We start from the raw sequence: 25,616 nt of genomic DNA on the forward strand, positions 1-25,616 counted from the left end.
CGTCAGGCCGCGCTGTCGAGCACCGGCAGGTATCCACCCGACTGGCCCGCGGCCGTCGGGTGGTACGACTCCGGGATGTTGAGCCAGTTCACGGAGTGCATCCACGCGCTGCCGGAGCACAGTTCGTGCCCGGTGAAGGCGGGTCGTACGTCGGCGAAGGTGAAGCCGTGGTCCAGGGCGCGCTTCTCGATCGCGGCGTCGATGTGGTCGGCCGCGTCGTTGAGTGCCCTGCGCTTGGTCTCGGAGAGGCCGATGCAGCCCGACGCGCCCAGCTTGTAGAAGCGGGGGTAGCCGAGGACGACCACATGGGCGGACGGGGCCTTGGTGCGGATGGCCGTGTAGACGGTGTCGAGCCTGCCGGGGAGCGTCGAGTCGACGAACGCCTTCGCGGTGTTGATGCGGCCCACGCAGGCGCTGTCGCCCTGGAGCACACAGGTCGTCATGATGTCGGCGAATCCTGCGTCGTTGCCGCCGATCGAGATGGACACGAGTGCGGTGGCGGGGCTGAGCGGGGCGAGCTGACCGGCGGTGACATCACCCGTTTGAGCGCCCGAGCAAGCCGTGAAGTCGAAGGACGAGGGTGAGTTGGCGGCGGCCCAGAGGTACGGGTACGCCTTCGTGCTGCGCTTGCAGTCACCGCTGGCGCCGATGTAGCTGCCCGCGCCGAGGCCGGAGGAGTAGGAGTCGCCGAGGGCCACATAGCCGCCGATCGCGGCGGTGTCGGCGGCCTGCGCGGTGGCTGCGCCGGTGAGGGCGGTGCCGACGGCGAGGAGGAGTGAGGCGACGTATGCGGAAAGTCGGGAACGTCTCATGGAACCTCCCTATAGCAGGATCTCTGCCGTAACCGTCGTACCAACTACGCGTGTTGACGGGAAGTGTCCATGCCAAGACTTTTCCCCTCATCGCGACGCCCATCCTGTGAGTTCGCCATGGGTTCGATTTCGTGTTCATGACAGGATTGTTGACAGGTCGTCAACTCCCTTGTCCGGCACTGCGGGAGCACAGATCCTTTACCTCGGCCCGAGAACGGGAACGCGACGTTCCAGGCCGTGTGTGCGACCCCACGCACGCACCCCCCACATGTGCGCGCACCACCCATGCGCACCGCCTGGAGGAGGACTCCCTCGTAATGGCACAACTGCGTAGCAACACCTTCCGGTTCGCCGCGATAACCAGCCTGGCGACCGCCGCCCTCGTCGGCGGACTCACCTCCCTGCCCGCCCAGGCCGCCCCGGCCGAGGGCAAGGTCCTGGCCGCCGGATCCCCCACGGCGATCAAGGACAGCTACATCGTCACGCTCAAGAAGACCGCGGGCCTGAAGGCCGCCTCCGGCGCCGGCAAAGGCCTGATCAAGGAGTACGGCGGCGCGGTGAACAAGACGTTCGGCGCCGCGCTGAACGGCTACTCCGCCACCCTCTCCGCGACCGAGGCCAAGAGACTCGCAGCCGACCCGTCGGTGGCGTCCGTCGAACAGAACCAGACGGTCCGCCTGGCCGACACCACCCAGTCCAGCGCCCCCTGGGGCCTGGACCGCATCGACCAGGCCGCGCTTCCGCTTTCCGGCACCTACACCTACCCGGACAGCGCGGGCAGCGGTGTGACGGCCTATGTCATCGACACCGGTGTGCGCATCACCCACCAGCAGATCAGCGGCCGTGCCTCCTACGGCTACGACGCCGTCGACGGCGACACCACCGCCTCCGACGGCAACGGCCACGGCACCCATGTGGCCACCACCATCGCCGGCACCACGTACGGCGTGGCCAAGAAGGCGAAGATCGTCGCGGTCCGGGTGCTCGACAACGCCGGTTCCGGCACCACGGCGGGCGTGATCGCGGGCATCGACTGGGTGACCGCGAACCACTCCGGCCCCTCGGTCGCCAACATGTCGCTCGGCGGCGGCGCCTCCGCCTCGCTCGACACGGCCGTGCGCAACTCCATCGCCAGCGGCGTGACCTACGCGATCGCGGCGGGCAACAGCAGCGCCAACGCCTCCTCGTACTCCCCCGCCCGGGTGACCGAGGCCATCACCGTCGGCGCCACCACCAACACCGACGCCCGGGCCAGCTACTCCAACTACGGCTCGGTCCTGGACATCTTCGCCCCCGGCTCCTCGATCACGGCGGGCTGGTACACCAGCGACACCGCGACCAACACCATCTCCGGTACGTCGATGGCGACCCCGCACGTCGCGGGCGCGGCCGCCGTCTACCTGGCGAGCCACACCTCGGCCACCCCGGCCGCGGTCGCCTCGGCCCTGACGAGCGGCGCCACCGCGAACGTGGTCACCAGCCCCGGCACCGGTTCGCCGAACCGGCTCCTGAAGCTCGTGCCGTAACCCCGCACCGCACGATGTGAACCCCACTGTTCCCCGGAGACGCCCGCCGTCTCCGGGGAACGCCCTGTTCCGGGGGACGTCTTGACGGCCCCCACGGAGCTGAGCCACATTGAAGCCCGGCATCCGGCGCTTCGGGGGGCAAAGTCGCCAATGCAGACCATACGTATCAAGACAGCCGCGTCCGAGGACGCCGAGCGTGCGCGGCCAGGGCCGGGGAGGGACCTGACGCCGCTGCTCGCGGGCGCCGCGACGGCTGTGGGGGGACTCGGCGCGGTACTCGCGCTGGTCGATTCGGGCTCGCCGCTGCGCGGGCCGTTCACGCTGTTCTTCCTGCTCGCGATGCCGGCCGGGGCCATCGCCGCCGCGCTGCGCGGGCTGGATCCCTTCGGCCGGACCGTGGCCGCCGTGGCGGGCGCGGTCGTCGTCGACATGCTGGTGGCCCAGGGCATGCTGGCCGTGCACCGGTGGTCGGTGCTCGGCGGGATCGTGGCCGTGACCGCGATCAGCGTGCTCATTCTCCTGCTGGTTGTGGTGCGGCGGCTGCGCGGCCGTACGTCGAGAAGGCGGACTGACTGACGTGGACATCAGCGTGTACCGCCCCGGCGAGCTGAGCTCCGCCGACCGGGCGGCGTGGACCTCTCTGCAGTCCAAGGCCCATCTCCAGGGTTCGCCGGAGCTGGGCAACCCGTTCCTCTCGCCCGAGTTCGCGCTCGCGATCGGCCGCTGTCGGCGCGGGGTGCGGATCGCGGTCGTCCGGGAACGCGGCGAGCCGGCCGCGTTCTTCCCGTTCCAGCGCACGGCGGCCGGCGTCGGCCGGGCCATCGGACTCGGCGTCTCGGACGCCCAGGGCGTCGTGCACCGGCCCGGCTTCACCTGGGACGCGCGGGAGCTGCTGAAGGCGTGCGGGCTCGCCGTATGGGAGTTCGACCACCTGGTGGAGGGCCAGGCGGCGTTCCAGACGGAGGCGTCCGGCACGTTCCCGTCCCCGGTCATGGACATCGACCAGGGGTACGAGGCGTATCTGGGCCAACTGCGGGAGCGGTCACCGAAGTTCACGCGGACGACGCTGGCCAAGGAGCGCAAGCTGGGCCGGGACCACGAGGGCGTGCGGTATGTGCACGACGAGCGTGATCCGGCGGCCCTGCGCACGCTGATGGCGTGGAAGTCCGCGCAGTACCGCAGGACCGGCCGCAGCGACCGGTTCGCGCAGGAGTGGATCACTCGGCTGGTGGAGCAGCTGTTCCACACCCGCTCGGAGCCGTTCGCGGGGATCCTGTCGGTGCTGTACGCGGACGGCAGGCCGGTCGCCGGGCACTTCGGGCTGCGTGGCGAGCGGGTGCTGGCGTGCTGGTTCCCGGCCTACGACCCGGCGTTCTCGAAGTACTCGCCGGGTCTGGTGCTGCATCTGCGGATGGCCGAGGCGGCCGCCGCCGACGGCATCGCCTACCTGGACCTCGGCCGGGGCCAGAAGGAGTACAAGGACTCCCTGAAGACACGTGAGCTGACGGTGTCGGAGGGGTGGGTGACCCGGCGTCACCCGGTCGCGTTCGGACACCGGGCACGGCGTGCTCCGGTCCGGGCGCTGCGCAACACGGTGCAGGCACGGCCGGAGCTGTTCGAACCGGCGGACCGCCTCCTCAGGAGCATGGGGAAGATCCGTTCGGGACGTCGGTGACAGCCGGTGCAAGACGGCCGGTTACGGCCAAACCAACAAAAACGTGAGAGCTCGTTCCAGCTCTTGCCATACAGGCTCAATCATCAATACCGTCGTACATCTCACTCGCATCGGACTGTCAAACGCGGCTCTAGGGGAGGGCTCAAGACCGCGACAGGCCCGGCGCGGGGCGCGGTAGGGGGGTGCTCGGTGACAGTGTCCGCACTGGTGACCGAGTCGTGCCGCGCGACCGGCTGCCGATTATCGGTGGCCGGCCAGACATGCCAGCTCACCACGCGTGCACGGAGATCCATCCGGCCGTGCCGTACGTGAGAAACCCCCCTTTCGAACCGGACAAAACACCGGGCCGCCCAGGGGCGGGCGGTCCACCGGACGAGAGGGACCAGACTCATGAGCTCTGTGCTGCGCCCGGCGGTCGCGGACCAAGGTCCGTCCACAGCCGGCAAGTACCGGCCCGTCTCCTCGCACCTGGCCATCGCGCCACCGGTGAGCGTGGTGATCCCGGCCATGAACGAGGCGGAGAACCTGCCGTACGTCTTCAAGACACTTCCGGACTGGATACACGAAGTGGTCCTGGTGGACGGCAACTCCACCGACGACACCGTCGAGGTCGCCCGTGAGCTGTGGCCGGACGTCAAGGTCGTGCGACAGCGCGGGAAGGGCAAGGGGGATGCCCTGACCACCGGGTTCGCGGCGGCCACCGGCGACATCATCGTGATGGTCGACGCGGACGGCTCGGCCGACGGCAACGAGATCCTTTCGTATGTCTCCGCCCTGGTCTCGGGCGCGGACTTCGCCAAGGGGTCCCGCTTCGCCAACGGCGGCGGCACCGACGACATGACCTTCATCCGCAAGCTGGGCAACTGGGCGCTGTGCACGGCCGTCAACCGCAAGTTCGGCGCCCGCTACACCGATCTCTGCTACGGGTACAACGCGTTCTGGCGGCACTGCCTGGACAAGATCGAACTCGACTGCACCGGCTTCGAGGTCGAGACCCTGATGAACATCCGGGTCGTCAAGGCGGGACTGAAGGTGCAGGAGATCCCGAGCCACGAGTACCTCCGAATCCACGGCACGAGCAATCTGCGGGCCGTGCGGGACGGACTGCGGGTACTCAAGGTGATCCTCCGGGAGCGCTCCAACCGGCGTGCCCTGCGCAGCCGGAGCCACCACTCCCCGATGCTCGACTCGGTGCGGGGAGAGGTGTCTTGAGCGGTCCCGACATCTCCGTCGTGATCTGCGTGTACACCGAGGACCGCTGGGAGGACATCCTCGCGGCGGTCTCCTCGGTGCGGGCGCAGTCGTATCCGGCCCTGGAGACCCTGCTGGTCGTCGACCACAACGAGGCGCTCCTGGACCGGCTGACCAAGGAGTACAAGGAGTCCGGGGAAGGCGAGGGCGAGGTGCGGGTGCTGGCCAACGCCGGGCCCCGTGGCCTGTCCGCCGGCCGCAACACCGGTATCGCGGCCTCCTACGGCGAGGTGATCGCGTTCCTCGACGACGACGCGGTGGCCGAGCGGGACTGGCTGAGGCACTTCGCCGCCGGGTACGCCGACCCGAGCGTCATGGCCGTCGGCGGGCGCACCGAGCCGGTCTGGGCGTCGGGGCGCCGGCCGGCCTGGTTCCCGGAGGAGTTCGACTGGGTGGTGGGCTGCACCTACCGGGGCCTGCCGCGCGGCCGGGTGAAGGTGCGCAACGTCCTCGGTGGCAACGCCTCCTTCCGGCGTACGGCGTTCGACTTCGCGGGCGGCTTCGCCACCGGCATCGGGCGCGACGGCGACCGGCTGCCGCTGGGCGGCGAGGAGACGGAGCTGTGCATCCGGCTCACCCGGGCCCGGCCCGACGCGGTGCTGCTGATCGACGACCGCGCGGTGATCCACCACCGGGTGCCCGGACCGCGCGAGCACTTCCGGTACTTCCGCACGCGGACCTACGCCGAGGGTCTCTCGAAGGCGCTGGTGGCCCGAAGTGTGGGCGCGGACAAGGGACTTGAGTCCGAGCGCCGGTACACCACCCGGGTGCTGCCGGCCGGGGTGGCGCGCGGGCTGCGGGACGCCGTGCTGGCCCGGCCGGGGGGCGCGGGGCGGGCCGGCGCGATCGTCGCGGGGGTGCTGACGGCGGCCGGTGGGTACGTCGTGGGGAGTGTCCGAGCGCGCCGGGGCCAGGTCACATACTCGGTGGTGGGCATCGAAGGGGAAGCCGGCGTCGAGGGGGAGGCCGGTATCGAGGGGGGCAGCAGATGACCGACGGGCGCGTACCGATCCTCATGTACCACGCCGTCTCCACCTCGCCGAACGACGCCACCCGCGAGCTGTCGGTGGCGCCGGAGGCGTTCGCGGAACAGATGGCGCTGATCGGCGACCTGGGCCTGACGCCCGTCAGGACCGCAGATCTCGCGGCGCGCTGGCGCTCGGGCAAGCCACTGCCGGAGCGGCCGGTGCTCATCACCTTCGACGACGGCTACGAGGGTGTGCACCGGCACGCCCTGCCCGTGCTTGCCAAGCACGGTTTCCCGGCGACGCTGTTCGTCTCCACGGGCTGGCTGAGGGGCCCGCACGACACCGGCGGCGGCCTGGACGCCATGCTCGACTGGGACCAGGTGCGCGAACTCGCCGGGGCGGACGTCGAGATCGGCGGCCACAGCCACACGCACCCCCAGCTCGACCAGCTCCCGGACGACAAACTGCGCTCCGAGCTGATCCTCTGCAAGGAGATCATCAGCGACGAACTCGGCACCGTCCCGGCCTCGTTCGCCTACCCGTACGGCTACTCCAGCCGCCGGGTGCGCGAGGCGGTGCACGAGACGGGGTACGCCCAGGCGCTCGCCGTCAACAACGGCCTCGCGCGGCGCCGGCAGGGTCCGTACGCCCTCACCCGGCTGACCGTGCGCCGCACCACCGGGATCGAGGAGTTCGGGCGGATGGTCGAGGGCCGCGCCATCGCCCGTGCCTTCGCCAGGGACCGCGCCCTCACCAAGGGGTACGCCGTGGTCCGCAGAGCACGACAGGTCCGCCGGAAGGCCATCCGTTCCCGTGTCTGACACGACGACCACGACCGAGCCCGCATCGACCGACGCCACGGCGCCCGAGCAGTCGGGGCGCCGCCTTCGCCTGCCCGGCATGGGCGGGTCCCCCGGGGGCGGCCAGCTGTTCCGCAACGCCTACGCCCTGATGATCAACACGGGTGTCTCCGCCGTGCTGGGGCTCGGTTTCTGGCTGGCCGCCGCCCGCTACTACTCCGAGTCCGCGGTCGGTCAGGGGTCCGCCGCCATCGCCGCGATGAAGTTCCTCGCGGGTCTTACGGCGGTGACGCTGACGGGCGCGCTGGCCCGGTTCATCCCGGTCGCGGGCCGTAGGAGCGGCCGGCTGATCTTCCGGACGTACGCGGGCAGTTGCGTCGTGGTGGCGCTGGCGGCCGGCGTCTTCCTGCTGACGCTGGACCTGTGGGGGCCGTCGTACCGGTTCCTGAACGGGCCGGTCAACGGGCTCTTCTTCGTCGTGGCCGTCATCGCCTGGAATCTGCTCACCCTGCAGGACGGTGTGCTGACGGGGCTGCGCAGCGCGGTGTGGGTGCCGGTCGGCAACACCGTGTTCTCGGCGGTGAAGCTGGGTCTGCTGGTGGCGTTCGCGGTGGCGATCCCCACCGCCGGGGTCTTCGTGTCGTGGGTCGCGGCCATCGCGGTGTCGGTGCTGCCGCTGGGCTGGCTGGTGTTCCGGCGGCTGGTGCCCCGCCATGTGGCGGCCACCGAGGAGCACGCCCGTCCGCCGTCGCTGCGGGAGATCGGCCGGTTCCTGGCGGGCGACTACACCGGCTCGCTGTTCTCCCTCGCCGTGGTCTATCTGATCCCGGTGATCGTGGCCGCGCGGGTCTCCGCCGAGGACAACGCGTACTTCTACATCACGGCCACGATCGGCGGCACCGTCAACCTGCTCGCCATCAACATGGGCGCCTCCCTCACGGTCGAGGGCTCGCACGACCCGAGGCGGCTGGCCGCCAACACCCGGGCCGCGCTGCGCCGCATGGCGCGGATCATGGTGCCGGTCGCCGCGATCCTGTTCTTCGGGGCGCCCTGGATCCTCGGCGTCTTCGGCCAGGGCTACGCGGACGCGGCGACCCCGCTGCTGCGCTGGTTCGCGGTCGGGGCGCTGCTGCGGGTCGTCATGGAGACGTACTTCGCGGTCCTGCGCGCGCAGAGCCGCACCGCCGGACTGGCCTGGCTGCAGGGCCTGCTGTGCGCCTCGGTGCTCGGTCTGACGCTGGTGCTGCTCCCCCGGATGGGCCTGACCGGCGCCGGCGTCGCCGAGATCGTCTCCCTCTCCGTGATCGTCGCCATCGCGGCGCCCAAGCTGTACCGGACCGCGCGGGCGACCGCGGGCGAGGTCCCCGAGGACGCGGCGCCCGACGGTGACCTCGCCGACCTGGGTGCGCGCGAGGTGCCCGAGGGGGCGCGCAGGCGGGGCCCCGGGTGGGCGCTCGACACCGACACCCTCGCGCTCGGCATCCACGTCGACTTCGACCACCTGGAACGCCGGCCCGACGTCCGCCCGGGGCCGGGCACACCGCCCACGGGCACCCCGCCGGTACGCCCGGACCACCGGCCGACCTGGGCGCGCAAGCCGGAGGTCGGGCTGCCGGTCGAGGAGCGCGAGCCGGGCTCTGAGGCGTCCATGGGGCCCGCCGAGGTGGACGCGCCGTTCGAGACGGACTTCGACGCGGGCAAGGGCGAAGAGGCCGGACCGGAGGAGCGCGAGGAGGCTGCCGTACGGGAGGAGGCCTTCGTACGGGAGGAGAGTGCCGTACGGGAAGAGCCGCCCATGCCCGAAGAGGCCGTACGACAGCCCGAGGCGCTCGCGCCGACCTGGCGGGAGCGGTTGCTGCCGACCCGTCTCGGGGTCGTCCTGGGCTGTCTGCTGATCGCCGCTCTGCTGCTGTACTGGGTGCCCGCGCTGCGGCTCGGCGAGACCGACCTGGACGGGATGGGCGGGCTCGGGCTGATCTCCGTGCTGCCGCTGCCGACGCTGGTCGGGGCCGCGCTGCTGGCGGTGGTGTTCGCCTCGCTGCTGTGGCTGGGCCGGGAACACCGGGCGCTGCTGCTGGTCACCCTGCTCGCGACGGTCGTGTCGCTGCACGCCCTGCCCGCGCTGATCGAGGTCGAGCCACGGTTCGCGACGGCCTGGCAGCACCTCGGCTTCCTCGACTACATCGACCGCACCGGGTCGGCCGTGCCCGACCTGGACGCGCGCTGGAGCTGGCCTGGGTTCTTCGCGGTCGCCGCGTTCGTCGCGAAGGCGTGCGGGGTCGGCGACCTCACCGAGGTCATCCGCTGGTGGCCGCTGGCCATGCAACTGCTGTACCTGGTGCCGATGTTCCTGCTGGTGCGCTCGATGCGGGCGAGCTGGCGGGCCAAGTGGACCGGCATCTGGGTGTTCGTGCTCAGCGGCTGGGTGGGCCAGGACTACTTCTCGCCCCAGGGCTTCACCTATCTGCTGTATCTCGCCTTCGCCGCGATCCTGCTGGTCTGGTTCCGGGCGCCGCATGTGATCTGGACGAAGCGGCGGCCCGGCGAGGTCGAGGTGGAGCCGGCGAACCGGCGGCAGCAGGCCGTGCTGCTGGCGGTCGTCATCGGGCTGTTCGCGGCGAGCGTCCCGGCCCACCAGCTCACGCCGTTCGTGATGCTGGGCGTGCTGACCGGGCTCGTGCTGATCGGCAAGTCCGAACTGCGCGGCCTGCCGATCCTGTTCGGCGTCATGGTGACGGTCTGGATCGGCTTCTTGGCCGAGCCGTACTGGTCCGGGCACTTCGACGAACTCTTCGGCGGGGTCGGCGGCGTCGGCAGCAATGTGTCGTCGTCCGTCTCCGGCCGGATCGAGGGCGGCAGCTCGACGCACAAGCTCGTGCTGTACGTGCGCGTGCTCCTGGCCGGCGGTGTGATGGCCTTCGCCTGCTGGGGCTGGTGGCGCCGGCGCTTCCACCACTACCGGGAGCGCTCGCTGCTCGTCCTCACCTTCGTGCCGTTCCTGGGCTTCGGCATGCAGTCGTACGGCGGTGAGATGGCGCTGCGCGTCTTCATGTTCGCCCTGCCCGGCGCGGCACTGCTCACCGGTCTGGCCTTCTTCCCGCGCACCGGAGTCACCGCGAAGGAGCGCGACAAGGACCGGGTGAGCCTCGCCCCGCTGGCCGCGCTGATGGCTGGCCTGGTGCTGATGGGCGGCTTCCTGGTGGCCCGGTGGGGCAACGAGCCGTTCGAGCGGATCCGGCCCGGTGAGGTCGCCGCCATGGAGTTCGTGTACGCCCACGACGATCCGACCGTGCGGCTGCTGTGGCTGAGCGACGACCCGGTGAACGTGGTGACGCCGTCGATGCCGTGGGGCGCGCGGGACATGGAGAAGGTGGAGTACCTGCCGACGCTGGCGCCTGCCGACCCGGTGCTGGTGTCGGGCCTGGTCAAGTCGTTGAAGGACGCGGGCCCGAACTCGTATCTGATGATCAACCGGGGTCAGGTCACCTATCTCCGGATGGACGTGGGCTATTCGGCGACCTGGGAGTCCCGGCTGATCCGGCATCTGGACGAGCGGCAGGAGCTGAGGAAGGTCTTCGCCAACACCGACGTGACGATGTACGCGCTGCGCAAGCAGCCGGCGGGCGAGGTGGCGAAGGCCGATCCCGGGCCGATCGGGCCGCAGGTGACCTGGACGCCCTGGTCGGTGGTCGGGGGGCTCGCGGCGCTCGCGCTGATCGTGCTGCTGATGGCCCGCGAGATCGTCCGGGTGGTGACGGCGCCCAGTGTGCGGCAGCTGCGCTGGTTGCAGAGCAGCTTCTGGTTCTCGCTGCCGCTGCTGGCGGTGCTGCTGGCTTCGCTGGTGCAGCGGTTCCTGACGATCAAGTAGGCGGCAGGGCAGAGGTGCGGTGGCTCAGCGCTTGAGCCACTTCACCTCGTACGCCTGGAGCTCGACCTTGTCGCCGTCGATCGTCGCGCTGGTCTGCCGGTCCAGGGTGTTCACGACCAGGATCGCCTTGTCCGTGGCCAGGACGCGGACGTCGGCCTTGTCGCCGTCGGCGACGGACACCGGCTTGTGCTGCGTCCCCGGCCGGAACTCCGCGCCGAATCGGGAGAGCAGGTCGTACATCGGCAGCTTCGCGCCGCCGCTCGCGGTGTCGGTCGGCGTCCACAGACAGCCGGCGCACTCGGTGCCCTTCTCCTCCTCCGGGTTCCAGTAGAAGGCGGAGGAGGCACCGCCCTTGGCCAACGCGATCATTCCGGCGGCCTGGACGGCGACGCGGCGGGCCTCGGACCAGCCCTTGCGGTCGTCGTTGCCGTCGGCGGGCTCGACGTAGTACTCGGCCCACCACAGCGGCAGACCACCGGTCTGCTTCCGCACCCACCGGCTGACGGCCGTGAACTTGTCGGTGGCCGTGAACTCGTCGGGCAGCAGCTCGTCGTCCCGGGTGTAGCTGGAGCCGTCCACGACGACGAAGTCGGCGCCCGCCTTGTACTGGTTCCAGTACGCGAAGGCGTCGACGGTGCGCTGGTCCAGGGCACCCCAGGGGCCGGTGAGGGCCTTCGATGCCTCCTCCGCGCGCGGGTCGACGCTGTCCATCACGAGGTACGGCCCGCCGACCATGATGTCGGGGTTGACCTTCTTCAGCGCCTTGTAGACGAGGTTGTAGAGCTCCGTGTATCCCTCGTAGTCCCAGCGGGCCTCGGCGTCGTTCCAGAAGCCCTTGAACTCGTTCCACACGATGAAGTGGCGTACGTCGGGGTAGCGCTTGGCGACGGTCACGGCGAGCGCGGCGAAGTCGTCGAAGTGCTCGGGCTCGGGCGCCGTCTCCAGGGCGGCCTGGCTCCAGTCGGTGTCGTCGACGCCGGCCTCGCCGCCCTTCATCCAGTCGGGGGCGCAGCACAGGGTGACGACCGGGGTGCTGCCGGAGGCGCGGACGAAGTCGATCCGGCGGTCCATCGCCTCGAAGTCGTAGCGCCCCTGGACCGGTTCGGGGTTGTCGGCGCCCCAGCCCATGATGTGCTGGATCTGCGGCAGCCCTCCGGCGTCCGCGAGCCGTCCCTCGACGCGCTTCACGGCTGCGGCGGCGCCCTCGTCCGCGCTGTGCTGGGTGTGGGTGAACCCCCAGCCGACCTCGGGGTTCGTGGCGTCCGGTGTGGCGGTCGGGCTGCCGTGCACCTTGTCGCCGTCGCGGGTGGTGCCCGCGGTGCTCGCGCCGTTCCCGGGAAGTGTGTTGAGCAGGGTCACCACCAGGGCCAGCGCGGCCACGCCCACACCGAGCAGCGCGGTGAGCCGCCACCGCCGTGCCCCCGAATTCCACCCATGACGTCCCATCAAGGACACGGTAACGGGGGTGACGGCCCCTCGGGCGGGTTTCGTCACTCTGGACCGCCCGCGGTACATGCCGGGGAAACCGGGTGCACCGGGCCGCCGTGTGCCGGATCATGGCCGCATGTCTGCGAACCCACACGACGCTCTGCCGATCCGGCTCAACGTCGACGACAGCGACTCGCCGTCCGACGTCGTCGACGCGCTGTTCCTCGGCCGCTTCGCGACGGGCGAGCAGCCGTACTCGCACGCGGCGAACATCGACCGCGTACGGTCCGGTGCGACGCTGCTGCCGCCGGGTGCCCGTGTGCTGCGCGCCGCCCGCGACGACGACCGCAGCGCGACCCTGGCGGAGGGCGACGGCTGGACCCTGCTGATCTCCCGCTGGAACCGGGGCGCCGACGTCACCGTGACCGCGACCAGCGAGGAGCTGGCGGAGCGGGTGCTGGGCGAGGCGACGGACGGCGCCGCGGACGAGCCCGAGCCGCAGCCGGAGAACGTGACCATGGGCTTCTGGTACGTCTCCCCCAGGCGCGGCCCGCACCGCACGACCCGGCAGATCTCGGCGGGCACCTGGGACGAGGTGCGGGCCAACTACACCGCGCCGGTGGCGGACGCGATGGACCGTCTGATGAAGACGACCCCGGAGGACATCGCGGGCCGGCTGCTCCTGCTGCACGGCCCGCCGGGCACCGGCAAGACGTCGGCGCTGCGGACCCTGGCCCGCTCCTGGCGGGACTGGTGCCAGGTCGACTGTGTCCTGGACCCGGAGCGGCTGTTCAGCGACGTCGGCTATCTGATGGACATCGCGATCGGCGAGGACGACTCGACGGGCAAGGGCCGCTGGCGGCTGCTGCTCCTGGAGGACTGCGACGAGCTGATCCGCGGCGAGGCCAAGCACACGGCGGGTCAGGCGCTGTCGCGGCTGCTGAACCTGACCGACGGTCTGCTGGGCCAGGGCCGCAACGTCCTGGTCGGCGTCACGACCAACGAGGACCTGGAGCGCCTGCACCCCGCCGTCGTCCGGCCCGGGCGCTGCCTGGCCCGGATCGAGGTGGGGGCGCTGACGCGCCGGGAGGCGACGAACTGGCTGGGCACGGAGGAGGGCATCGGCCGCGAGGGCGCCACGCTGGCCGAGCTGTACGCGCTGCGGCGGGGCACGTCCCCGACCGCGCTGCCCGACCCGAGGGACGGGGCGGACGCGGGGCTGTATCTGTAGTGCTTTGATGGAGGTATGACCCTGTTCGTCGGCACGTCGGGGTGGCAGTACCGGGACTGGAAGGGCGTCCTGTACCCGGCCGACGTACCCATGCGACTGTGGCTCGAGGAGTACACGGAGCACTTCGCCACGGTCGAGATCAACAACGCCTTCTACCGGCTGCCGACGCGGGAGAACTTCGAGGCGTGGCGGGAGCGGGTGCCGGGGGACTTCGTGGTCGCGGTGAAGGCGAGCCGGTATCTCACCCACATCAAGCGCCTCAAGGATCCCGAGGAGCCGGTGCACCGTCTGATGTCCCACGCGGCGGGCCTGGGTGACCGTCTGGGGCCCGTGCTCCTCCAACTCCCGCCGACCCTGCGCGCCGACCCCGATCTCCTGGACGCCTGTCTTGCCTGCTTCCCGTCCGGCACGCGGGTCGCGGTCGAGCCCCGCCACGAGTCCTGGTGGACGGCCCGGACCCGTGAGGTGCTGGAGTCCCGGAAGGCCGCCCTGTGCTGGGCCGACGTCCAGGCCCGCCCGGTGGCGCCCCTGTGGCGTACGGCGGACTGGGGCTATGTCCGCTTCCACGAGGGCCGCGCCCACCCCTGGCCCGGCTACGGCCGGCGTTCCCTGGAGACCTGGGTCGACCGCATCGCGACCACCTGGTCCGACGCCGCGGACATGTACGCGTACTTCAACAACGACCCCGGCGGGGCCGCGGTGCGGGACGCGGTGGTCTTCGGGAGGGCGGCGGCCCGGGCGGGTCTTGCCGTCACCCGCACGCCCGAGCTCGCCGGGCGCTCGAAGGCCGGGCGATGACTACTCCCCGTAGGCCGCCCGCAGGGCATCCCGTACGGCGGCGAGCGCATCCCCCTCCGTCAGCCCGAGCCGCCGGGCACGCTCGACGTACGCCGCCGCGGCCGACGCGAGCTCCCGTTCCGCGGCCGGGCCGGCGGCCGCCACGAACGTGCCGTTGCGGCCCCGCGTCTCGATCACGCCGTCGCTCTCCAGCGCGCGGTAGGCCTTGGCGACGGTGTTGGCCGCCAGCCCCAGCGACTCGGCCAGCCCCCGCACGGTCGGCAGCCGGTACCCCACCGGCAGCGCCCCCGACCGTGCCTGCTCGGAGATCTGCGCCCGCACCTGCTCGTACGGCGCGGCACTGTCATCGATGTGGATCTTCAAGGTCACAGGGCGATTGTCCCGCACCGCAGGAAAATGAGAGGCACCCCGACGCCTCCGCCTCATAGCGTGCGCGGTGATGACTATGACCGTGCGCCCGCTCCGCCCCGACGTGCGAGCCGATGCCGAGGGCTTCTCCCACGTCCGCCACCTCGCCCTCCCGTGCTACCTGATCACCCCGGAATCCGTCTCCTACGACGTCACCCACATGCACCCCGACGCCCACTACCAGCCACTTCTCGCCGAGGAGAACGGCGAGGTGATCGGCACGGCGCAGGTCGGACTCGTCCACGAGAGCCCGGAGCCCGGACAGGGCTACGTCAACGTGTACGTGCACCCGGAGCGCACGCGTCGGGGCGCCGGCACGATGCTGGTCCGGGCCGCCGAGCGGCATCTGGCCGCAGTGGGCGGGACCAGGCTGTTCGCCTGGGTCCTGGACGAGCCCGGCAACCGCGCCTTCGCCGAGGCGCGGGGCTACCGCGAGAGCCGCTCGGCGCACTTCCTCCGCCTGGACCTGGCGAACGGCGCACTGCCCCCGCTCCGGAGCCTCCCACCGGGCGTCGAGCTGCGCACGGGTGCCGACTTCGCCGACGATCCGCGTCCGCTGTTCGAGCTGGACGCGGAGACGTTGTCCGACGAACCGAGCGACATCGCCTATGAGTTCACGGACTACGAGGCCTGGCTCCAGGACACCTGGCACCACCCCCTCTTCAGCCGCGAGCTGACGTCCGTCGCCCTGGTCGACGGCCGCCCCGCCGCCTTCAGCGCGGCCCGCACGGACAGCGGCACCCGGTACGGCACCGTCATGACCGGCACCGCGCGCGCCTTCCGCGGCCGCGGCCTGGCCAAGCTGGCGAAGAACGACTCCCTGCACCGCGCCCGCGCCTCGGGGTACACGGAGGCGTTCACGGGCAACGACACCGGCAACGGCCCCATGCTCGCGATCAACAAGTGGTTCGGCTACGAGATCTGCGCCACGGAGGTGCGCCATGTCCGCGAACTCGGCTGACCAGGGACGTCCACTGGACGTGGTCCTGGTCAAGGGCGGCCGTACGAAGATCCGTTACGCGGCCGAGCCGCTCTCCGACGACGGCACCCGGATCGTCGTCCGCGCGCCCTGGGCCGGCGCCGGGGTCCGTGACTTCGGCTTCGTCCGCTTCGAGCCGGGCGACGTCTTCACCGAGTACTACTGGCGGGACCGCTGGTACTCGGTGAAGGAGGTCCGCGCCGCCACGGGGGCCCTCAAGGGCTGGTACTGCGACGTCACCCGCCCGGCCACGCTGTCCGGCGCCGAGCTGGTCGTCGAGGATCTCGACCTGGATCTGTGGTGCTCCGCGGACGGCACGGACGTACGCCGCCTGGACGAGGACGAGTTCGCCGAGAGCGGCCTCGAACGGACCGATCCGAAGGCCGCCGAGGCCGCCGTGGCGGCGCTGGACACCCTGGAGGACCTGGCCCGCGGGGCCGGGTTCGGCGAGCTCCTGGCCTAGGCCCTGTCGTCAAATTCCCGTCGTCCGCCCGGAGGGCGGGCCCGGAGGAGGCGATGGGGGTGCCCCCGCGCGAGCCGGGCGAAGCTCGGTTCGAGCGTGGGGGAGCGTGCGATCGCAAGGCGCCGGAGCGCCCTCGTGGCGGAGCCACGTGGGCGGTTCGGCAACGCGGCGAGCGTGCGTGCCAGACACCTCCGGGCAGGCGGGAATTTGACGACAGGGCCTAGGGCCTGCGGTCTGGCCGGGTCGCCCCGGTCAGGCCACCGTCGCCACGGCCGCGTACCGCTCGTCGTCCACCGCCCTCCCCCACAGCCGTGTGTCCCCGGACAGGCGCTCCACGCGGACGTCGTCGGCGAGCGGGGCGAGGAGTGCGGCGAGCCGGTCCGCCGGTATGCCGACCGTCGGTGCGGTGGTCCCCCACACCCCCTCGACCAGCACGAATCGCCCCTGTGGGCGCAGCAGCCCGCGCCAGTGCCGCAGGACCCGGCCCGGGTCGGGCAGCGTCCACAGGACATGGCGGACGAGCACCACGTCGAACCGCTCCTCGCCGACCGGTGGCACCGCCGCGTCACCGACGAGGAACGCCGCGTCCCGTCCGGCCAGCTTGGCGCGGGCCAGGTCCACCATCGCCGGGGACCGGTCCACCCCCGTGACCCGGTGTCCCTGTTCGGCCGCGAGGAGCGACAGGCTGCCGGTGCCGCAGCCGAGGTCGAGCACGTCGCAGGCGCGCTCGGGCAGCCAGGACCGCAGCCGGGATGCCCAGGCCTGGCGCACCTCGGAGTCGCGCAGGCCGTGGTCCGGCTCGTCGTCGAAGTCCGCGGCGGCCGCGTCCCAGTCCACGTCCGCGCTTGCCGCTGTGCCTGTGATGGCGTGTTCACCGTTCGTCATGGGCCAAGAGTGACACCCGCCACTGACAGTCGGATCGTGACAGCCGCCACTGACAGGACCGGCGCCGATGAGGAACTCTCCCCGGACGGGTCTACCTCCCCAAGAACGAGGAACTCGGTAGTCCCTGAAGGAGGCAGCCATGCGCCGTGTGACCGTGCAGAAGCCCCTGAAGAGGAAGTCGGATACCCGCCGGGTCCAGGAGGAGGCGGACGAGCGCCCCTCGGGACGACCCGAGGTCCGCAAGGACATCGCGCGCACCTGGTGGCCGGACGGCTGAGACGCCCGTCGGCCCCGGTGAGACACGTCAGTCGAGCCGCTTGCGGTAGTGGACGCGGTCGTACGGCCCGAGCCTGATCTCGGGCAGGCCCAGCGCACGCGCGTGGTGGTCCGTCATAGCGCGACGGTACCTACCTGATCGCAGTCTCAGCACTCCCTTAAGGCGACCCTAAAGATCGCCATCACCCGCCTCCAGCAGGCGATTTCGCGGTTTCCTCGGGCTAGCTTCTGAGCGCCCCCACGGGATTCACCCCCCCCGGGATTCACCCCACGCGTCAGAACCCCCTTGAGGAGATCTTCCATGCCCGCACGCCGCAAGGCCGCCGCCGTCGCCACCCTCGGCCTGACCCCGCTCGCCCTGACCGCCCTCGCCACCGCGCCCGCCTCCGCGCACGGTTCGATGGGCGATCCGGTCAGCCGGGTCTCGCAGTGTTACGCGGAGGGTCCGGAGAGCCCGAAGTCCGATGCGTGCAAGGCGGCGGTCGCGGCGGGCGGTACACAGGCCCTCTACGACTGGAACGGCATACGCATCGGCAACGCGGACGGCCGCCATCAGGAGCTGATCCCGGACGGCAAGCTGTGCAGCGCGAACAGCGAGGAGTTCAAGGGCCTCGACCTGGCCCGCGCCGACTGGCCGGCGACGAGCGTGAGCAGCGGGTCGTACACCTTCAAGTACCGCGTGACCGCCCCGCACAAGGGCACCTTCAAGGTCTACATCACCAAGGCCGGATACGACCCGGCGAAGCCGCTGGCCTGGGACGACCTGGACCTGGCGAACCCAGTAGCGACGGCGACCGACCCGGCGGCCACGGGCGGCTTCTACACGTTCTCCGGCACGCTGCCCCAGCGCTCCGGCAAGCAGCTGCTGTACGCGGTCTGGCAGCGCTCGGACAGCCCGGAGGCCTTCTACTCCTGCTCGGACGTGGCGTTCGGCGGCTCTGACGCCGGCGGCTCGGGCAACGGCTCCGACAACACCGACGACCCCGGTTCCGGCTCCGGCTCCAGCGGCGAGGCGGCCGCCCCCGCCCCGAGTGCCTCCGCGCCCTCCGAGGAGCAGATCGAGGCCGGCGCCGACCAGTCGACGATCGAGCACCACGGCCACGGTGACCAGGACGCCGGTACGTCGGCGGAGCCGGTCGCGGCGGCCGAGGAGGAGGGGTCCGGGTCCGCCCCGGCCAACCGGCCGAAGGCGGCCGGCGCCACCGAGAACCTCGCCGAGACCGGCGGTGACAGCGGCACGGCGTATCTCGCGGTGGGCGGTGCGGCGACGCTCGCGCTCGGTTCGGCGGTCCTGTTCGCGTCGGTGCGCCGACGGGCGGCGGGCGGCGGACGCCGCTGACGCCGTTGGCGCAAGGCTCCGGGGTCTGACCGGCGGCTCAGGCCGGTCAGACCCCGGTGGTGTTCAGTCGCTCAGTCACTCAGTCGCTCAGCCGACCACGGACGCACAGGTGGTCGGCGTCGCCCGTGCCGGGTCGAGCGCGTTGGTCACCTCGTGGAAGGCGATCCGGTCGGTCAGGCCCAGGAGCGCGTGCTCGGACAGGTCGGCCGCGCACTTGTCCTGGATCAGGACGTTCTTCACGTCGGGCCCGTTCAGGAACTGGGTCCGCCAGGGCGTGACCACCTCGTCGTACTTGGTGGCGATGACGGTGTAACGGACACCGGGGACGGTGTCGCCGCCCGCGTTGAGCTTGGTCATGAACTCGGATCCGACGACCTGCTGGGCGAGGGCGGGGGTGGCGGTGGTGAGAAGGTCCTCGGCGCCGGGGAAGTACGGCAGCAGGTTGGTGAGCCCCGCCAGGGTGGTGCCGTGGTTGTTGGGGGCGATACCGACGAGGGCGTTCACCTTGTCGGCGCCGCCGAGGAACTTGAGGTAGTAGCGAGGCATCATGCCGCCCTGCGAGTGACCGACGAGGTCGGCCTTCGCGGCGCCGGTGGCGGCGAGCACGGTGTCGATGTAGGTCGACAGCTGCCCTGCCGACTTGTCTATGGGGCCGAGGGCGTGGAAGAAGGGCACGCCCGGCAGTTGGCCGTAGTCGAGGGAGAAGACGCAGTAGCCGCGGTTCACCAGATAGGGCGCGAGGGCCAGCCAGTTGTCGACGGAGTTGGCGAAGGTGCCGTGCACGAGGACGACGGGGCGGGGGTGGGCGGCTGAGGGCTTGCAGGAGTAGTCGTTCCAGCCACTGTGCGAGGTCGTCGCCGCTTCGGCCGCCTGGGCGGTGGTGGCGGGGACGACGACGACCGCGGTGGTCAGCAGCAGCGCGGCCACGGGTCTGAGCGCTCGTTTCCAGGGCAGCATCGGGTGATCTCCTTGCGGCTCAAGGGAGGTGCGACGGCCTTACGCCCTGTGATCCGGATCACGAGGATGCTGTTCACTTGTCAAGTTACGGGCGAGTAGTAGACGTGTGAAGTTACGCGTCAGTAAAAACTTCCAGTGATAGTCAAGAGCGGTTCACGAGCCATGACGAACCGTCACTACGCGGCGAGCGACCCCGGCATCACCGCATGCGGCCCGAACTTCGCCCGCACGCGGTCCGCGACCTCCTCCAGGCGGCGGGCCTTCTCGTCGAGCGGGTCGAAGGTGAGCTGGTGGGAGGCCCGTTCGGCGGGGTCGAGCCCCTCGGCGCGCAGGGCCAGGGCACGCACGCGGGCGCGTTGGAGGCCGAGGGCCTCGTACATGCCGTACGCCACCCTGGTCAGCGCCACCGAGTGGGCCGTCGGCTCCTTCAGGGTGCGGCTGCGGGTTGTGGAGGCGGGGGTCCCCCCGCTCGAGCCTGTTCGAGAGTGGGGGAGGTCGGCGTAGCGGACGGTGAGGGTCAGGGTGCGGCAGACCTTGTCCAGGGCGCGCAGCCGGGCGCCCAGTTCGTCGGCGGCCGAGAGCAGGGCGCGGCGGTGCCGGTCGGGGTCCAGCTCGTCGCGGGTGAAGGGGCGTTCGGTGGCCAGCGAACGGGAGACGGCGTTCGGGACGACCCGGCCCCGGTCGATTCCGTTCGCCTTCTCGCGCAGCTCACGCCCGGCCTTCGCGCCGACCAGCCGCTGGAGCGTGGACAGCGGCGCGGCGGCGACCAGGCCGAGGGTGTCGAGGCCGTACTCGCACAGGGTGCGGGCGGTCGCGGCGCCGACGCCGGGCAGCGCGGCGACGGGCTGGTCGGCGAGGAACTCCGCGATGGCGTCCGGTCCCTCGGGGACGGCGCAGGTCACCCCGGGCCGGGCGCCCCGCAGTGCCACGCGGGCCAGCATCGGGCCCGGCCCGGCGCCGATCGCGCAGTCGATGCCGTGGTGGGCGAGGGCCCGCACCCGGATCACCGACGCCAGTTCGAGCGCGTCGCGCCCGAAGTACCGCTCGGCGCCCCGCAGATCGGCCAGCGCCCCGTCGGGCGGCAGGGCCTCGACGACCGGCGTGAAGTCCTCCAGCAGTCCGAGCAGCCCGGGCAGGGCCGCCTCGTTTGTCGGCGGCAGCTGGAAACGTACGCAGAGGATGGTCATCCCGCACTCCCCGGACTCTGGTGCCACAACTTCCGTACCTGTGAGGGCTCTTGACCCGCCGGCCGCAGATCGGCCCACGGGTGCATCTCGTATCCGGTCGGCAGGTGGATGCGCCGGCCGTGCGTCGGATCGTCTGCGTCCCCCTCCGCCACGGGCTCCGCCAGCCGCGCCGCCACCACGTCGAGGCCGCCCTCGGCGCGCAGCTCGACCAGCTCGGCGAGGTTCCAGGCGGCGGAGCCCACCACACTCAGGCTGCGCGGCCCCCGCCGCTGCACGACCCCGCGCACCAGCAGCAGCCAGGAGTGGAAGACGGTGTGGGCGCACGCGTCGTGCGAGTCGTCGAAGAACGCGAGGTCCACCAGGCCCGTCCCGTCGTCCAGCGTGCTGAAGATGACCCGCTTGCCGGACCGGATCGGCGGCGTCTGGGTGGCCGCCTTGGCCCCCGCGACCAGCACGGTCTCGCCGTGCCGGGCCTCGCGCAGCCGCCGCGCGCTGACCACGCCCAGCTCGTCCAGGAACTCCCGGTGGTCGTCCATCAGATTGCGCGAGGCGTCCATCGACAGCACCCCCAGCTCGGCACTGAGCCGCTCCTGCGAACTGAGGTCGGGCAGCCCGGCCGCGGCTGTCTTCCGCCCGCCGCTCAGCGGGAGTTGCCCCCCGCCGCCGCCCTTGCCCCGGGCTCCCCGGTGCAGCTCGGTCAGATGCAGTTGCAGATCACGCCGGTTGGCCCCGAAGGCGTCCAACGCGCCGACCTGTGCGAGCCGTTGGGCCAGCGGACGACTGGGCCGTCCGCGCTCCCAGAAGTCGAGCAGCGAGGCGTACGGCTGCCCGTCCGCGATCCGCGCCGCCTCGGCCTCACTGATGCCGTACACGTCGGAGAGGGCGAGCCGCAGCCCCCAGACGGCCCCCGACCCCCCTGATTCAGACACCAGTTCGATACGGTGTGCGACTCCCGACACGTTCACGTCCAACGGCAGGATCGGCACCCCGCGCCGCCGCGCGTCCGCCAGCAGCAGCCGCTTCGGATACATCCCGGGGTCGTGGGTGAGCAGCCCCGCGTAGAAGGCGGCCGGGTGATGGGCCTTCAGCCAGGCCGACTGATAGGTCGGCACCGCGAAGGCGACCGCGTGCGCCTTGCAGAAGCCGTACGACCCGAAGGCCTCGACGATCTCCCAGGTCCGCCGGACGGTCTCCGCGTCGTACCCACGCGCCGCCGCGTGCTGCGCGAACCACACCTGGATCCGCCCCTGCGACTCGGGATCCGACAGCCCCCGCCGCACCCGGTCCGCCTCGTCCCGTCCGCACCCGGTCATGATGTGCACGATGTCGATGATCTGCTCGTGGAAGACGACGACCCCGTACGTCTCCCGCAGCGGCCCCTGAAGATCCTTGTGCGGATAACGCACCGGCGCCCGTCCGTGCCGCGCCTCGATGAACGGCCGCACCATGTCGGCGGCGACAGGGCCGGGCCGGAAGAGCGAGATGTCGACGACGAGATCATGGAAGGTGGCCGGCTGAAGCCGCCCGACCAGGTCCCGCTGCCCGGGCGACTCGATCTGGAAGCAGCCCAGGGTCTCGGCGGAACGAATGAGCCGGTACGTCTCCGGGTCGCCGTCCCCCCGCTCGAAGTCGAGCGCGTCCAGGTCGATCCGCTCCCCCGCGACCCGCTCCACCTCCGCGACCGCGTGCGCCATCGCCGACTGCATCCGCACGCCCAGCACATCGAGCTTGAGCAGCCCGAGGTCCTCGACGTCGTCCTTGTCGAACTGCGACATGGGCAAGCCCTCGCCGCTGGTCGGCATGACGGGCGTACGGGACAACAGGGAGGCGTCGGACAGCAGCACCCCGCACGGATGCATGGCGATCCCCCGCGGAAGGGCGTCGAGCGCCTCGACCAGCTCCCACAGCTTTCCGTACTTCTCCCGCTCCCCCGCCAGCTGCCTGAGCTCGGGCAGCTCGTCCAGGGCCGCCCGGGCGTCCCGCGCCCGGATGTGCGGGAAGGACTTGGCGACGCGGTCGATGTCCGCCGGGTCCATGGACAGGGCCGCGCCCACGTCCCGGATCGCATGCCGTACCCGATAGGTCTCCGGCATCGAGACGGTCGCGACCCGCTCACTCCCGAACCGGTCGATGATCGCGCGATAGACCTCCAGCCGCCGCGCGGACTCCACATCGACGTCGATGTCGGGCAGCACCAGTCGCCGCTTGGACAGAAAGCGCTCCATCAGCAGCCCGTGCTCCACGGGATCGGCGTGCGCGATACCGAGCAGATGATTGACGAGCGACCCCGCACCGGACCCACGGGCGGCCACCCGAATCCCCATCTTCCGCACATCGTCGACAACCTGAGCAACCGTCAGGAAATAGGACGCGAACCCGTGATGGGCGATGATGTCCAGCTCCTGGTGCATCCGCTCCCAGTACTCCCGACGCCCGTCATAGCCGCGCCGCACCATGCCCGCCACCGCCCGCGAGGCGAGCGCCCGCTGGGCGGTGCGCTGCCCGGCCCCGACGAGATACGGCTCGGGGAAGTGGACGGTGCCGATACCGAGATCGTCCTCGGGATCGACGAGACACTCGGCGGCGGTGGCCCCGGTCTGCTCCAGCAGCCGGTACGCGGCATCACGCCGAAAGCCCGCGGCCTCGACGACCCGCTCGGCGACCCGCGCCATCTCCCCCGCGCCCTTGAGCCAGGCCTCACCGGAGTCCAGCTCCTTGGTGGAGTGGACGGGCACGAGCCGCCGCGCGGCGTCCAGCACATCGGCGACCGGCCCCAGCCCGGGATCCGCGTACCGCACGGCGTTGCTCAGCACCGGCCGCACCCGCTGCTCGGCGGCGAAGCCCACGGTACGGGCGGCCAGCCGCAGCGACCCCGGTCCGGTGCCCTGACGCCCGTGCCATACGGCCTCCAGCCGCAGGGAGTCGCCGTAGATCTCCCGCCAGGGCCCAAGCAGCCGGGCCGCCCGGTCAGGACGCCCGGCGGCCAGCGCCCGCCCCACATCGGACTCGACACCGAGCAGGACGATCAGCCCGTCCCCCCGATTGTCCCCCCGAGGCAGCAGCGGCGGCCCTTCACCAGCATGCGCGGCCGAAACGGCCCGGCACAGATCGGCCCACCCCCTCCCTCCGTCCCGGGCGAGAAAGGTGACCCGAGGCGCCGACTCGTCGACAAAGGCGCCGCCCCGCACAGGAGCCCGCCGCCGCCCCGCCCCCGAGCCCCCGGACGCGAACTCCTCCACGGCCAGCTCCACACCGAACAGCGGCCGCACCCCCGCCGCCGCACAGGCCTTGGCGAACCGAACCGCACCCCCGAGCGAGTCCCGATCAGTAAGGGCCAGGGCATCCATCCCCCGCTCGGAGGCACGCTCGGCCAGCCGCTCCGGGTGCGAGGCGCCGTACCGCAGGGAGAACCCGGAGACGGTGTGCAGATGCGCGAACCCCGACACACGCACCTCCCGACTCACACTCCCGAGACCCGGCCGGACACCAAATCTCGAACATCAGTTCCCAATGCCCCCACCCCCACCATAGACCATCCCGGGACCGTTTCTCGAACATCCGTACGACATCCATTCGGCCGCCTCCCACCTGCGCAAACGCCCCGAGCCCCCGACCGTGGGGGCATGTCCCCCAGCCCCTTCCGCGCCGAAGTGAAGGACGCCGTCACCCCCCGGGCCACCCTGCTCGTGACCGGCGTGGTCGCCCTCGCCCTGCTCTTCATCGCCTCCTACGTGGGCGCCCTCCACGACCCGAAGCCCAGGAACGTCCCCTTCGGCGTCGTGGCCCCCGAGGTGGCCGCCCGGCAAACGGTGGACCGGCTGGAAGGCCTGCCCGGCGACCCCCTGTCTCCCCGCACGGTGCCCGACGAGAAAACAGCCCGCCACCAGATCCTGAACCGCGACATCGACGGCGCCCTCCTCATCAACCCCACCGGCACCACCGACACCCTCCTGGTGGCCACCGGAGGCGGCAGAGTCCTGGCCGTCACCCTGGAAAATCTCCTCGCCACCCTGGAGAGATCCGAGGCCCGCACCCTGCGCACCCTCGACGTGGCCCCCGCCGACCCGCACGACGCCAACGGCCTCACGTCCTTCTACGTGACCGTCGGCTGGTGCGTAGGGGGCTACCTCTGCGCATCGATCATGACGATCAGCTCGGGCGCCGGCCGCCCCACCCCGAGACGCTCACTGATCCGCCTCATCGCCATGGCCGCGGTCGCCCTCGTAGCCGGACTGGGCGGCGCCCTCATCGTCGGCCCCGTCCTCGGCGCACTCCCCGGCAGCATCGCCGCCCTCTGGGGCGTGGGCGCCCTGATCACCTTCGCGGTAGGCGCCGCCACCCTCGCCTTCCAGGCCGTCTTCGGCCTGGCCGGCATCGGCCTGGTCATCCTGATCGTCGTCATCCTGGGCAACCCCAGCGCGGGCGGCGCCCTCCCGCCCCCACTGCTCCCCCCGTTCTGGCGAGACCTCGGCCCGGCCCTGCCCCCGGGCGCGGGCACCTGGACCACCCGCTCGATCGCCTACTTCAGGGGCAACGACACAACCCCTTCCCTCCTGGTCCTCTCGGCCTGGGCGGCAGCGGGCACAGCCGTCACCCTCCTGGCAGCGATGGTGCGCGGCAAGGACCCAGGCCAGACGCCGACTGCGGGTCCGTAGTGGCTGGTCGCGCCCGCGCGGCGGAGCCGCACATCGATACAGCCCCGCGCCCCTGGGGAGTTGCACTGGGCCGCGCCGAGACGCACTCGCAGCCGCCCACGGCGAGCAGG

Annotated in this window: 21 protein-coding genes and 1 pseudogene; 14 read left to right on the forward strand and 8 right to left on the reverse strand. The window is 71.5% G+C overall.

Features of this window, described 5'->3' with window-relative positions; all coding sequences use genetic code 11:
- Window positions 1-2: 2 nt before the first annotated feature.
- A complete protein-coding gene (locus tag AQJ67_RS39740; RefSeq protein WP_062724379.1) occupies window positions 3-812 on the reverse strand; it encodes an SGNH/GDSL hydrolase family protein in 810 nt (269 codons plus the stop codon).
- Window positions 813-1,129: 317 nt separating this feature from the next.
- On the opposite strand from AQJ67_RS39740, the gene AQJ67_RS39745 reads away from it, so the two are divergent.
- The 7 genes from AQJ67_RS39745 (at window position 1,130) to AQJ67_RS39775 (ending at window position 10,900) form a co-directional block, all read left to right on the forward strand.
- Complete coding sequence (locus AQJ67_RS39745) at window positions 1,130-2,338, forward strand: S8 family peptidase (protein WP_062724380.1); 1,209 nt, start codon at window positions 1,130-1,132, stop codon at window positions 2,336-2,338.
- 150 nt (window positions 2,339-2,488) lie between these two features.
- Window positions 2,489-2,914, forward strand: coding sequence for a hypothetical protein (locus tag AQJ67_RS39750; RefSeq protein WP_244190751.1), 426 nt, complete (start codon window positions 2,489-2,491; stop codon window positions 2,912-2,914).
- Window position 2,915: 1 nt separating this feature from the next.
- A complete protein-coding gene (locus AQJ67_RS39755; RefSeq protein WP_062724381.1) occupies window positions 2,916-4,013 on the forward strand; it encodes a GNAT family N-acetyltransferase in 1,098 nt (365 codons plus the stop codon).
- A 390-nt stretch (window positions 4,014-4,403) separates the two neighbouring features.
- The gene (locus AQJ67_RS39760) at window positions 4,404-5,225 is read left to right on the forward strand and encodes a glycosyltransferase family 2 protein (RefSeq protein WP_062724382.1); all 822 of its coding nucleotides are present in this window, start codon (window positions 4,404-4,406) and stop codon (window positions 5,223-5,225) included.
- On the forward strand, window positions 5,222-6,256 hold the full coding sequence (locus AQJ67_RS39765) for a glycosyltransferase family 2 protein (RefSeq protein WP_062724383.1): 1,035 nt from the start codon (window positions 5,222-5,224) through the stop codon (window positions 6,254-6,256). Before AQJ67_RS39760 ends, AQJ67_RS39765 begins: the two co-directional genes overlap by 4 nt.
- The gene (locus AQJ67_RS39770; protein ID WP_062724384.1) at window positions 6,253-7,053 is read left to right on the forward strand and encodes a polysaccharide deacetylase family protein; all 801 of its coding nucleotides are present in this window, start codon (window positions 6,253-6,255) and stop codon (window positions 7,051-7,053) included. Before AQJ67_RS39765 ends, AQJ67_RS39770 begins: the two co-directional genes overlap by 4 nt.
- Window positions 7,046-10,900: a lipopolysaccharide biosynthesis protein gene (locus AQJ67_RS39775; protein ID WP_062724385.1), complete on the forward strand. Its 3,855-nt coding sequence runs from the start codon at window positions 7,046-7,048 to the stop codon at window positions 10,898-10,900. Before AQJ67_RS39770 ends, AQJ67_RS39775 begins: the two co-directional genes overlap by 8 nt.
- A gap of 24 nt (window positions 10,901-10,924) precedes the next feature.
- Here AQJ67_RS39775 and AQJ67_RS39780 read toward each other — a convergent pair whose 3' ends face one another.
- Entirely contained in the window at window positions 10,925-12,346 is a 1,422-nt protein-coding gene (locus tag AQJ67_RS39780) for a GH39 family glycosyl hydrolase (protein ID WP_062724451.1), read from the reverse strand.
- A gap of 118 nt (window positions 12,347-12,464) precedes the next feature.
- Here AQJ67_RS39780 and AQJ67_RS39785 point away from each other — a divergent pair, with 118 nt between their 5' ends.
- Window positions 12,465-13,559 carry a DUF5925 domain-containing protein gene (locus tag AQJ67_RS39785; RefSeq protein ID WP_062724386.1) on the forward strand — a complete coding sequence of 365 codons (1,095 nt, stop codon included), beginning with the start codon at window positions 12,465-12,467 and terminating at the stop codon, window positions 13,557-13,559.
- Window positions 13,560-13,574: 15 nt separating this feature from the next.
- Window positions 13,575-14,357, forward strand: coding sequence for a DUF72 domain-containing protein (locus AQJ67_RS39790; protein ID WP_062724387.1), 783 nt, complete (start codon window positions 13,575-13,577; stop codon window positions 14,355-14,357).
- On the opposite strand, the gene AQJ67_RS39795 is transcribed toward AQJ67_RS39790, so the two are convergent.
- A complete protein-coding gene (locus AQJ67_RS39795) occupies window positions 14,358-14,726 on the reverse strand; it encodes a GntR family transcriptional regulator (protein ID WP_062724388.1) in 369 nt (122 codons plus the stop codon).
- 70 nt (window positions 14,727-14,796) lie between these two features.
- On the opposite strand from AQJ67_RS39795, the gene AQJ67_RS39800 reads away from it, so the two are divergent.
- Together AQJ67_RS39800 and AQJ67_RS39805 are read left to right on the forward strand one after the other, a co-directional pair.
- Entirely contained in the window at window positions 14,797-15,726 is a 930-nt protein-coding gene (locus AQJ67_RS39800) for a GNAT family N-acetyltransferase (RefSeq protein WP_062724452.1), read from the forward strand.
- Window positions 15,707-16,207 (forward strand): ribonuclease FAU-1 family protein, encoded by a 501-nt coding sequence (locus AQJ67_RS39805; RefSeq protein ID WP_062724389.1) that lies wholly within the window; start codon window positions 15,707-15,709, stop codon window positions 16,205-16,207. The genes AQJ67_RS39800 and AQJ67_RS39805 overlap by 20 nt, the downstream gene beginning before the upstream one ends.
- 252 nt (window positions 16,208-16,459) lie before the next feature.
- On the opposite strand, the gene AQJ67_RS39810 is transcribed toward AQJ67_RS39805, so the two are convergent.
- Window positions 16,460-17,092: a class I SAM-dependent methyltransferase gene (locus tag AQJ67_RS39810; protein WP_107123105.1), complete on the reverse strand. Its 633-nt coding sequence runs from the start codon at window positions 17,090-17,092 to the stop codon at window positions 16,460-16,462.
- Window positions 17,093-17,231: 139 nt separating this feature from the next.
- Between AQJ67_RS39810 and AQJ67_RS47320 the strand changes: the two genes are divergently transcribed.
- The gene (locus AQJ67_RS47320) at window positions 17,232-17,369 is read left to right on the forward strand and encodes a hypothetical protein (protein WP_107123106.1); all 138 of its coding nucleotides are present in this window, start codon (window positions 17,232-17,234) and stop codon (window positions 17,367-17,369) included.
- A gap of 27 nt (window positions 17,370-17,396) precedes the next feature.
- Here the strand turns inward: AQJ67_RS47320 and AQJ67_RS50865 are convergent.
- Window positions 17,397-17,504: pseudogene (locus tag AQJ67_RS50865) on the reverse strand (GNAT family N-acetyltransferase); the annotation flags it as partial.
- A gap of 165 nt (window positions 17,505-17,669) precedes the next feature.
- On the opposite strand from AQJ67_RS50865, the gene AQJ67_RS39815 reads away from it, so the two are divergent.
- Window positions 17,670-18,707 carry a lytic polysaccharide monooxygenase auxiliary activity family 9 protein gene (locus AQJ67_RS39815; protein WP_062724390.1) on the forward strand — a complete coding sequence of 346 codons (1,038 nt, stop codon included), beginning with the start codon at window positions 17,670-17,672 and terminating at the stop codon, window positions 18,705-18,707.
- A gap of 87 nt (window positions 18,708-18,794) precedes the next feature.
- Here the strand turns inward: AQJ67_RS39815 and AQJ67_RS39820 are convergent, their stop codons facing one another.
- The 3 genes from AQJ67_RS39820 to AQJ67_RS39830 form a co-directional block, all read right to left on the reverse strand.
- On the reverse strand, window positions 18,795-19,664 hold the full coding sequence (locus AQJ67_RS39820; RefSeq protein ID WP_062724391.1) for an esterase/lipase family protein: 870 nt from the start codon (window positions 19,662-19,664) through the stop codon (window positions 18,795-18,797).
- 176 nt (window positions 19,665-19,840) lie between these two features.
- Entirely contained in the window at window positions 19,841-20,851 is a 1,011-nt protein-coding gene (locus AQJ67_RS39825) for a DNA polymerase Y family protein (RefSeq protein ID WP_062724392.1), read from the reverse strand.
- A complete protein-coding gene (locus AQJ67_RS39830) occupies window positions 20,848-24,297 on the reverse strand; it encodes a DNA polymerase III subunit alpha (protein ID WP_062724393.1) in 3,450 nt (1,149 codons plus the stop codon). The genes AQJ67_RS39825 and AQJ67_RS39830 overlap by 4 nt, the downstream gene beginning before the upstream one ends.
- Before the next feature lie 177 nt (window positions 24,298-24,474).
- Here AQJ67_RS39830 and AQJ67_RS39835 point away from each other — a divergent pair, with 177 nt between their 5' ends.
- Window positions 24,475-25,506, forward strand: coding sequence for an ABC transporter permease (locus AQJ67_RS39835; protein ID WP_062724394.1), 1,032 nt, complete (start codon window positions 24,475-24,477; stop codon window positions 25,504-25,506).
- Window positions 25,507-25,616 lie beyond the last annotated feature (110 nt).

The organism is Streptomyces caeruleatus (assembly GCF_001514235.1).
Lineage (GTDB): Bacteria > Actinomycetota > Actinomycetes > Streptomycetales > Streptomycetaceae > Streptomyces > Streptomyces caeruleatus.

Excerpts from the sequence above, each read along its gene's own strand:
- AQJ67_RS39740 (WP_062724379.1), bottom strand. The coding sequence starts at position 812 with ATGAGACGTTCCCGACTTTCCGCATACGTCGCCTCACTCCTCCTCGCC.
- AQJ67_RS39745 (WP_062724380.1), top strand. The coding sequence starts at position 1,130 with ATGGCACAACTGCGTAGCAACACCTTCCGGTTCGCCGCGATAACCAGC.
- AQJ67_RS39750 (WP_244190751.1), top strand. The coding sequence starts at position 2,489 with ATGCAGACCATACGTATCAAGACAGCCGCGTCCGAGGACGCCGAGCGT.
- AQJ67_RS39760 (WP_062724382.1), top strand. The coding sequence starts at position 4,404 with ATGAGCTCTGTGCTGCGCCCGGCGGTCGCGGACCAAGGTCCGTCCACA.
- AQJ67_RS39770 (WP_062724384.1), top strand. The coding sequence starts at position 6,253 with ATGACCGACGGGCGCGTACCGATCCTCATGTACCACGCCGTCTCCACC.
- AQJ67_RS39780 (WP_062724451.1), bottom strand. The coding sequence starts at position 12,346 with ATGGGACGTCATGGGTGGAATTCGGGGGCACGGCGGTGGCGGCTCACC.
- AQJ67_RS39785 (WP_062724386.1), top strand. The coding sequence starts at position 12,465 with ATGTCTGCGAACCCACACGACGCTCTGCCGATCCGGCTCAACGTCGAC.
- AQJ67_RS39790 (WP_062724387.1), top strand. The coding sequence starts at position 13,575 with ATGACCCTGTTCGTCGGCACGTCGGGGTGGCAGTACCGGGACTGGAAG.
- AQJ67_RS39800 (WP_062724452.1), top strand. The coding sequence starts at position 14,797 with ATGACTATGACCGTGCGCCCGCTCCGCCCCGACGTGCGAGCCGATGCC.
- AQJ67_RS39805 (WP_062724389.1), top strand. The coding sequence starts at position 15,707 with ATGTCCGCGAACTCGGCTGACCAGGGACGTCCACTGGACGTGGTCCTG.
- AQJ67_RS39810 (WP_107123105.1), bottom strand. The coding sequence starts at position 17,092 with ATGACGAACGGTGAACACGCCATCACAGGCACAGCGGCAAGCGCGGAC.
- AQJ67_RS47320 (WP_107123106.1), top strand. The coding sequence starts at position 17,232 with ATGCGCCGTGTGACCGTGCAGAAGCCCCTGAAGAGGAAGTCGGATACC.
- AQJ67_RS39815 (WP_062724390.1), top strand. The coding sequence starts at position 17,670 with ATGCCCGCACGCCGCAAGGCCGCCGCCGTCGCCACCCTCGGCCTGACC.
- AQJ67_RS39820 (WP_062724391.1), bottom strand. The coding sequence starts at position 19,664 with ATGCTGCCCTGGAAACGAGCGCTCAGACCCGTGGCCGCGCTGCTGCTG.
- AQJ67_RS39825 (WP_062724392.1), bottom strand. The coding sequence starts at position 20,851 with ATGACCATCCTCTGCGTACGTTTCCAGCTGCCGCCGACAAACGAGGCG.
- AQJ67_RS39835 (WP_062724394.1), top strand. The coding sequence starts at position 24,475 with ATGTCCCCCAGCCCCTTCCGCGCCGAAGTGAAGGACGCCGTCACCCCC.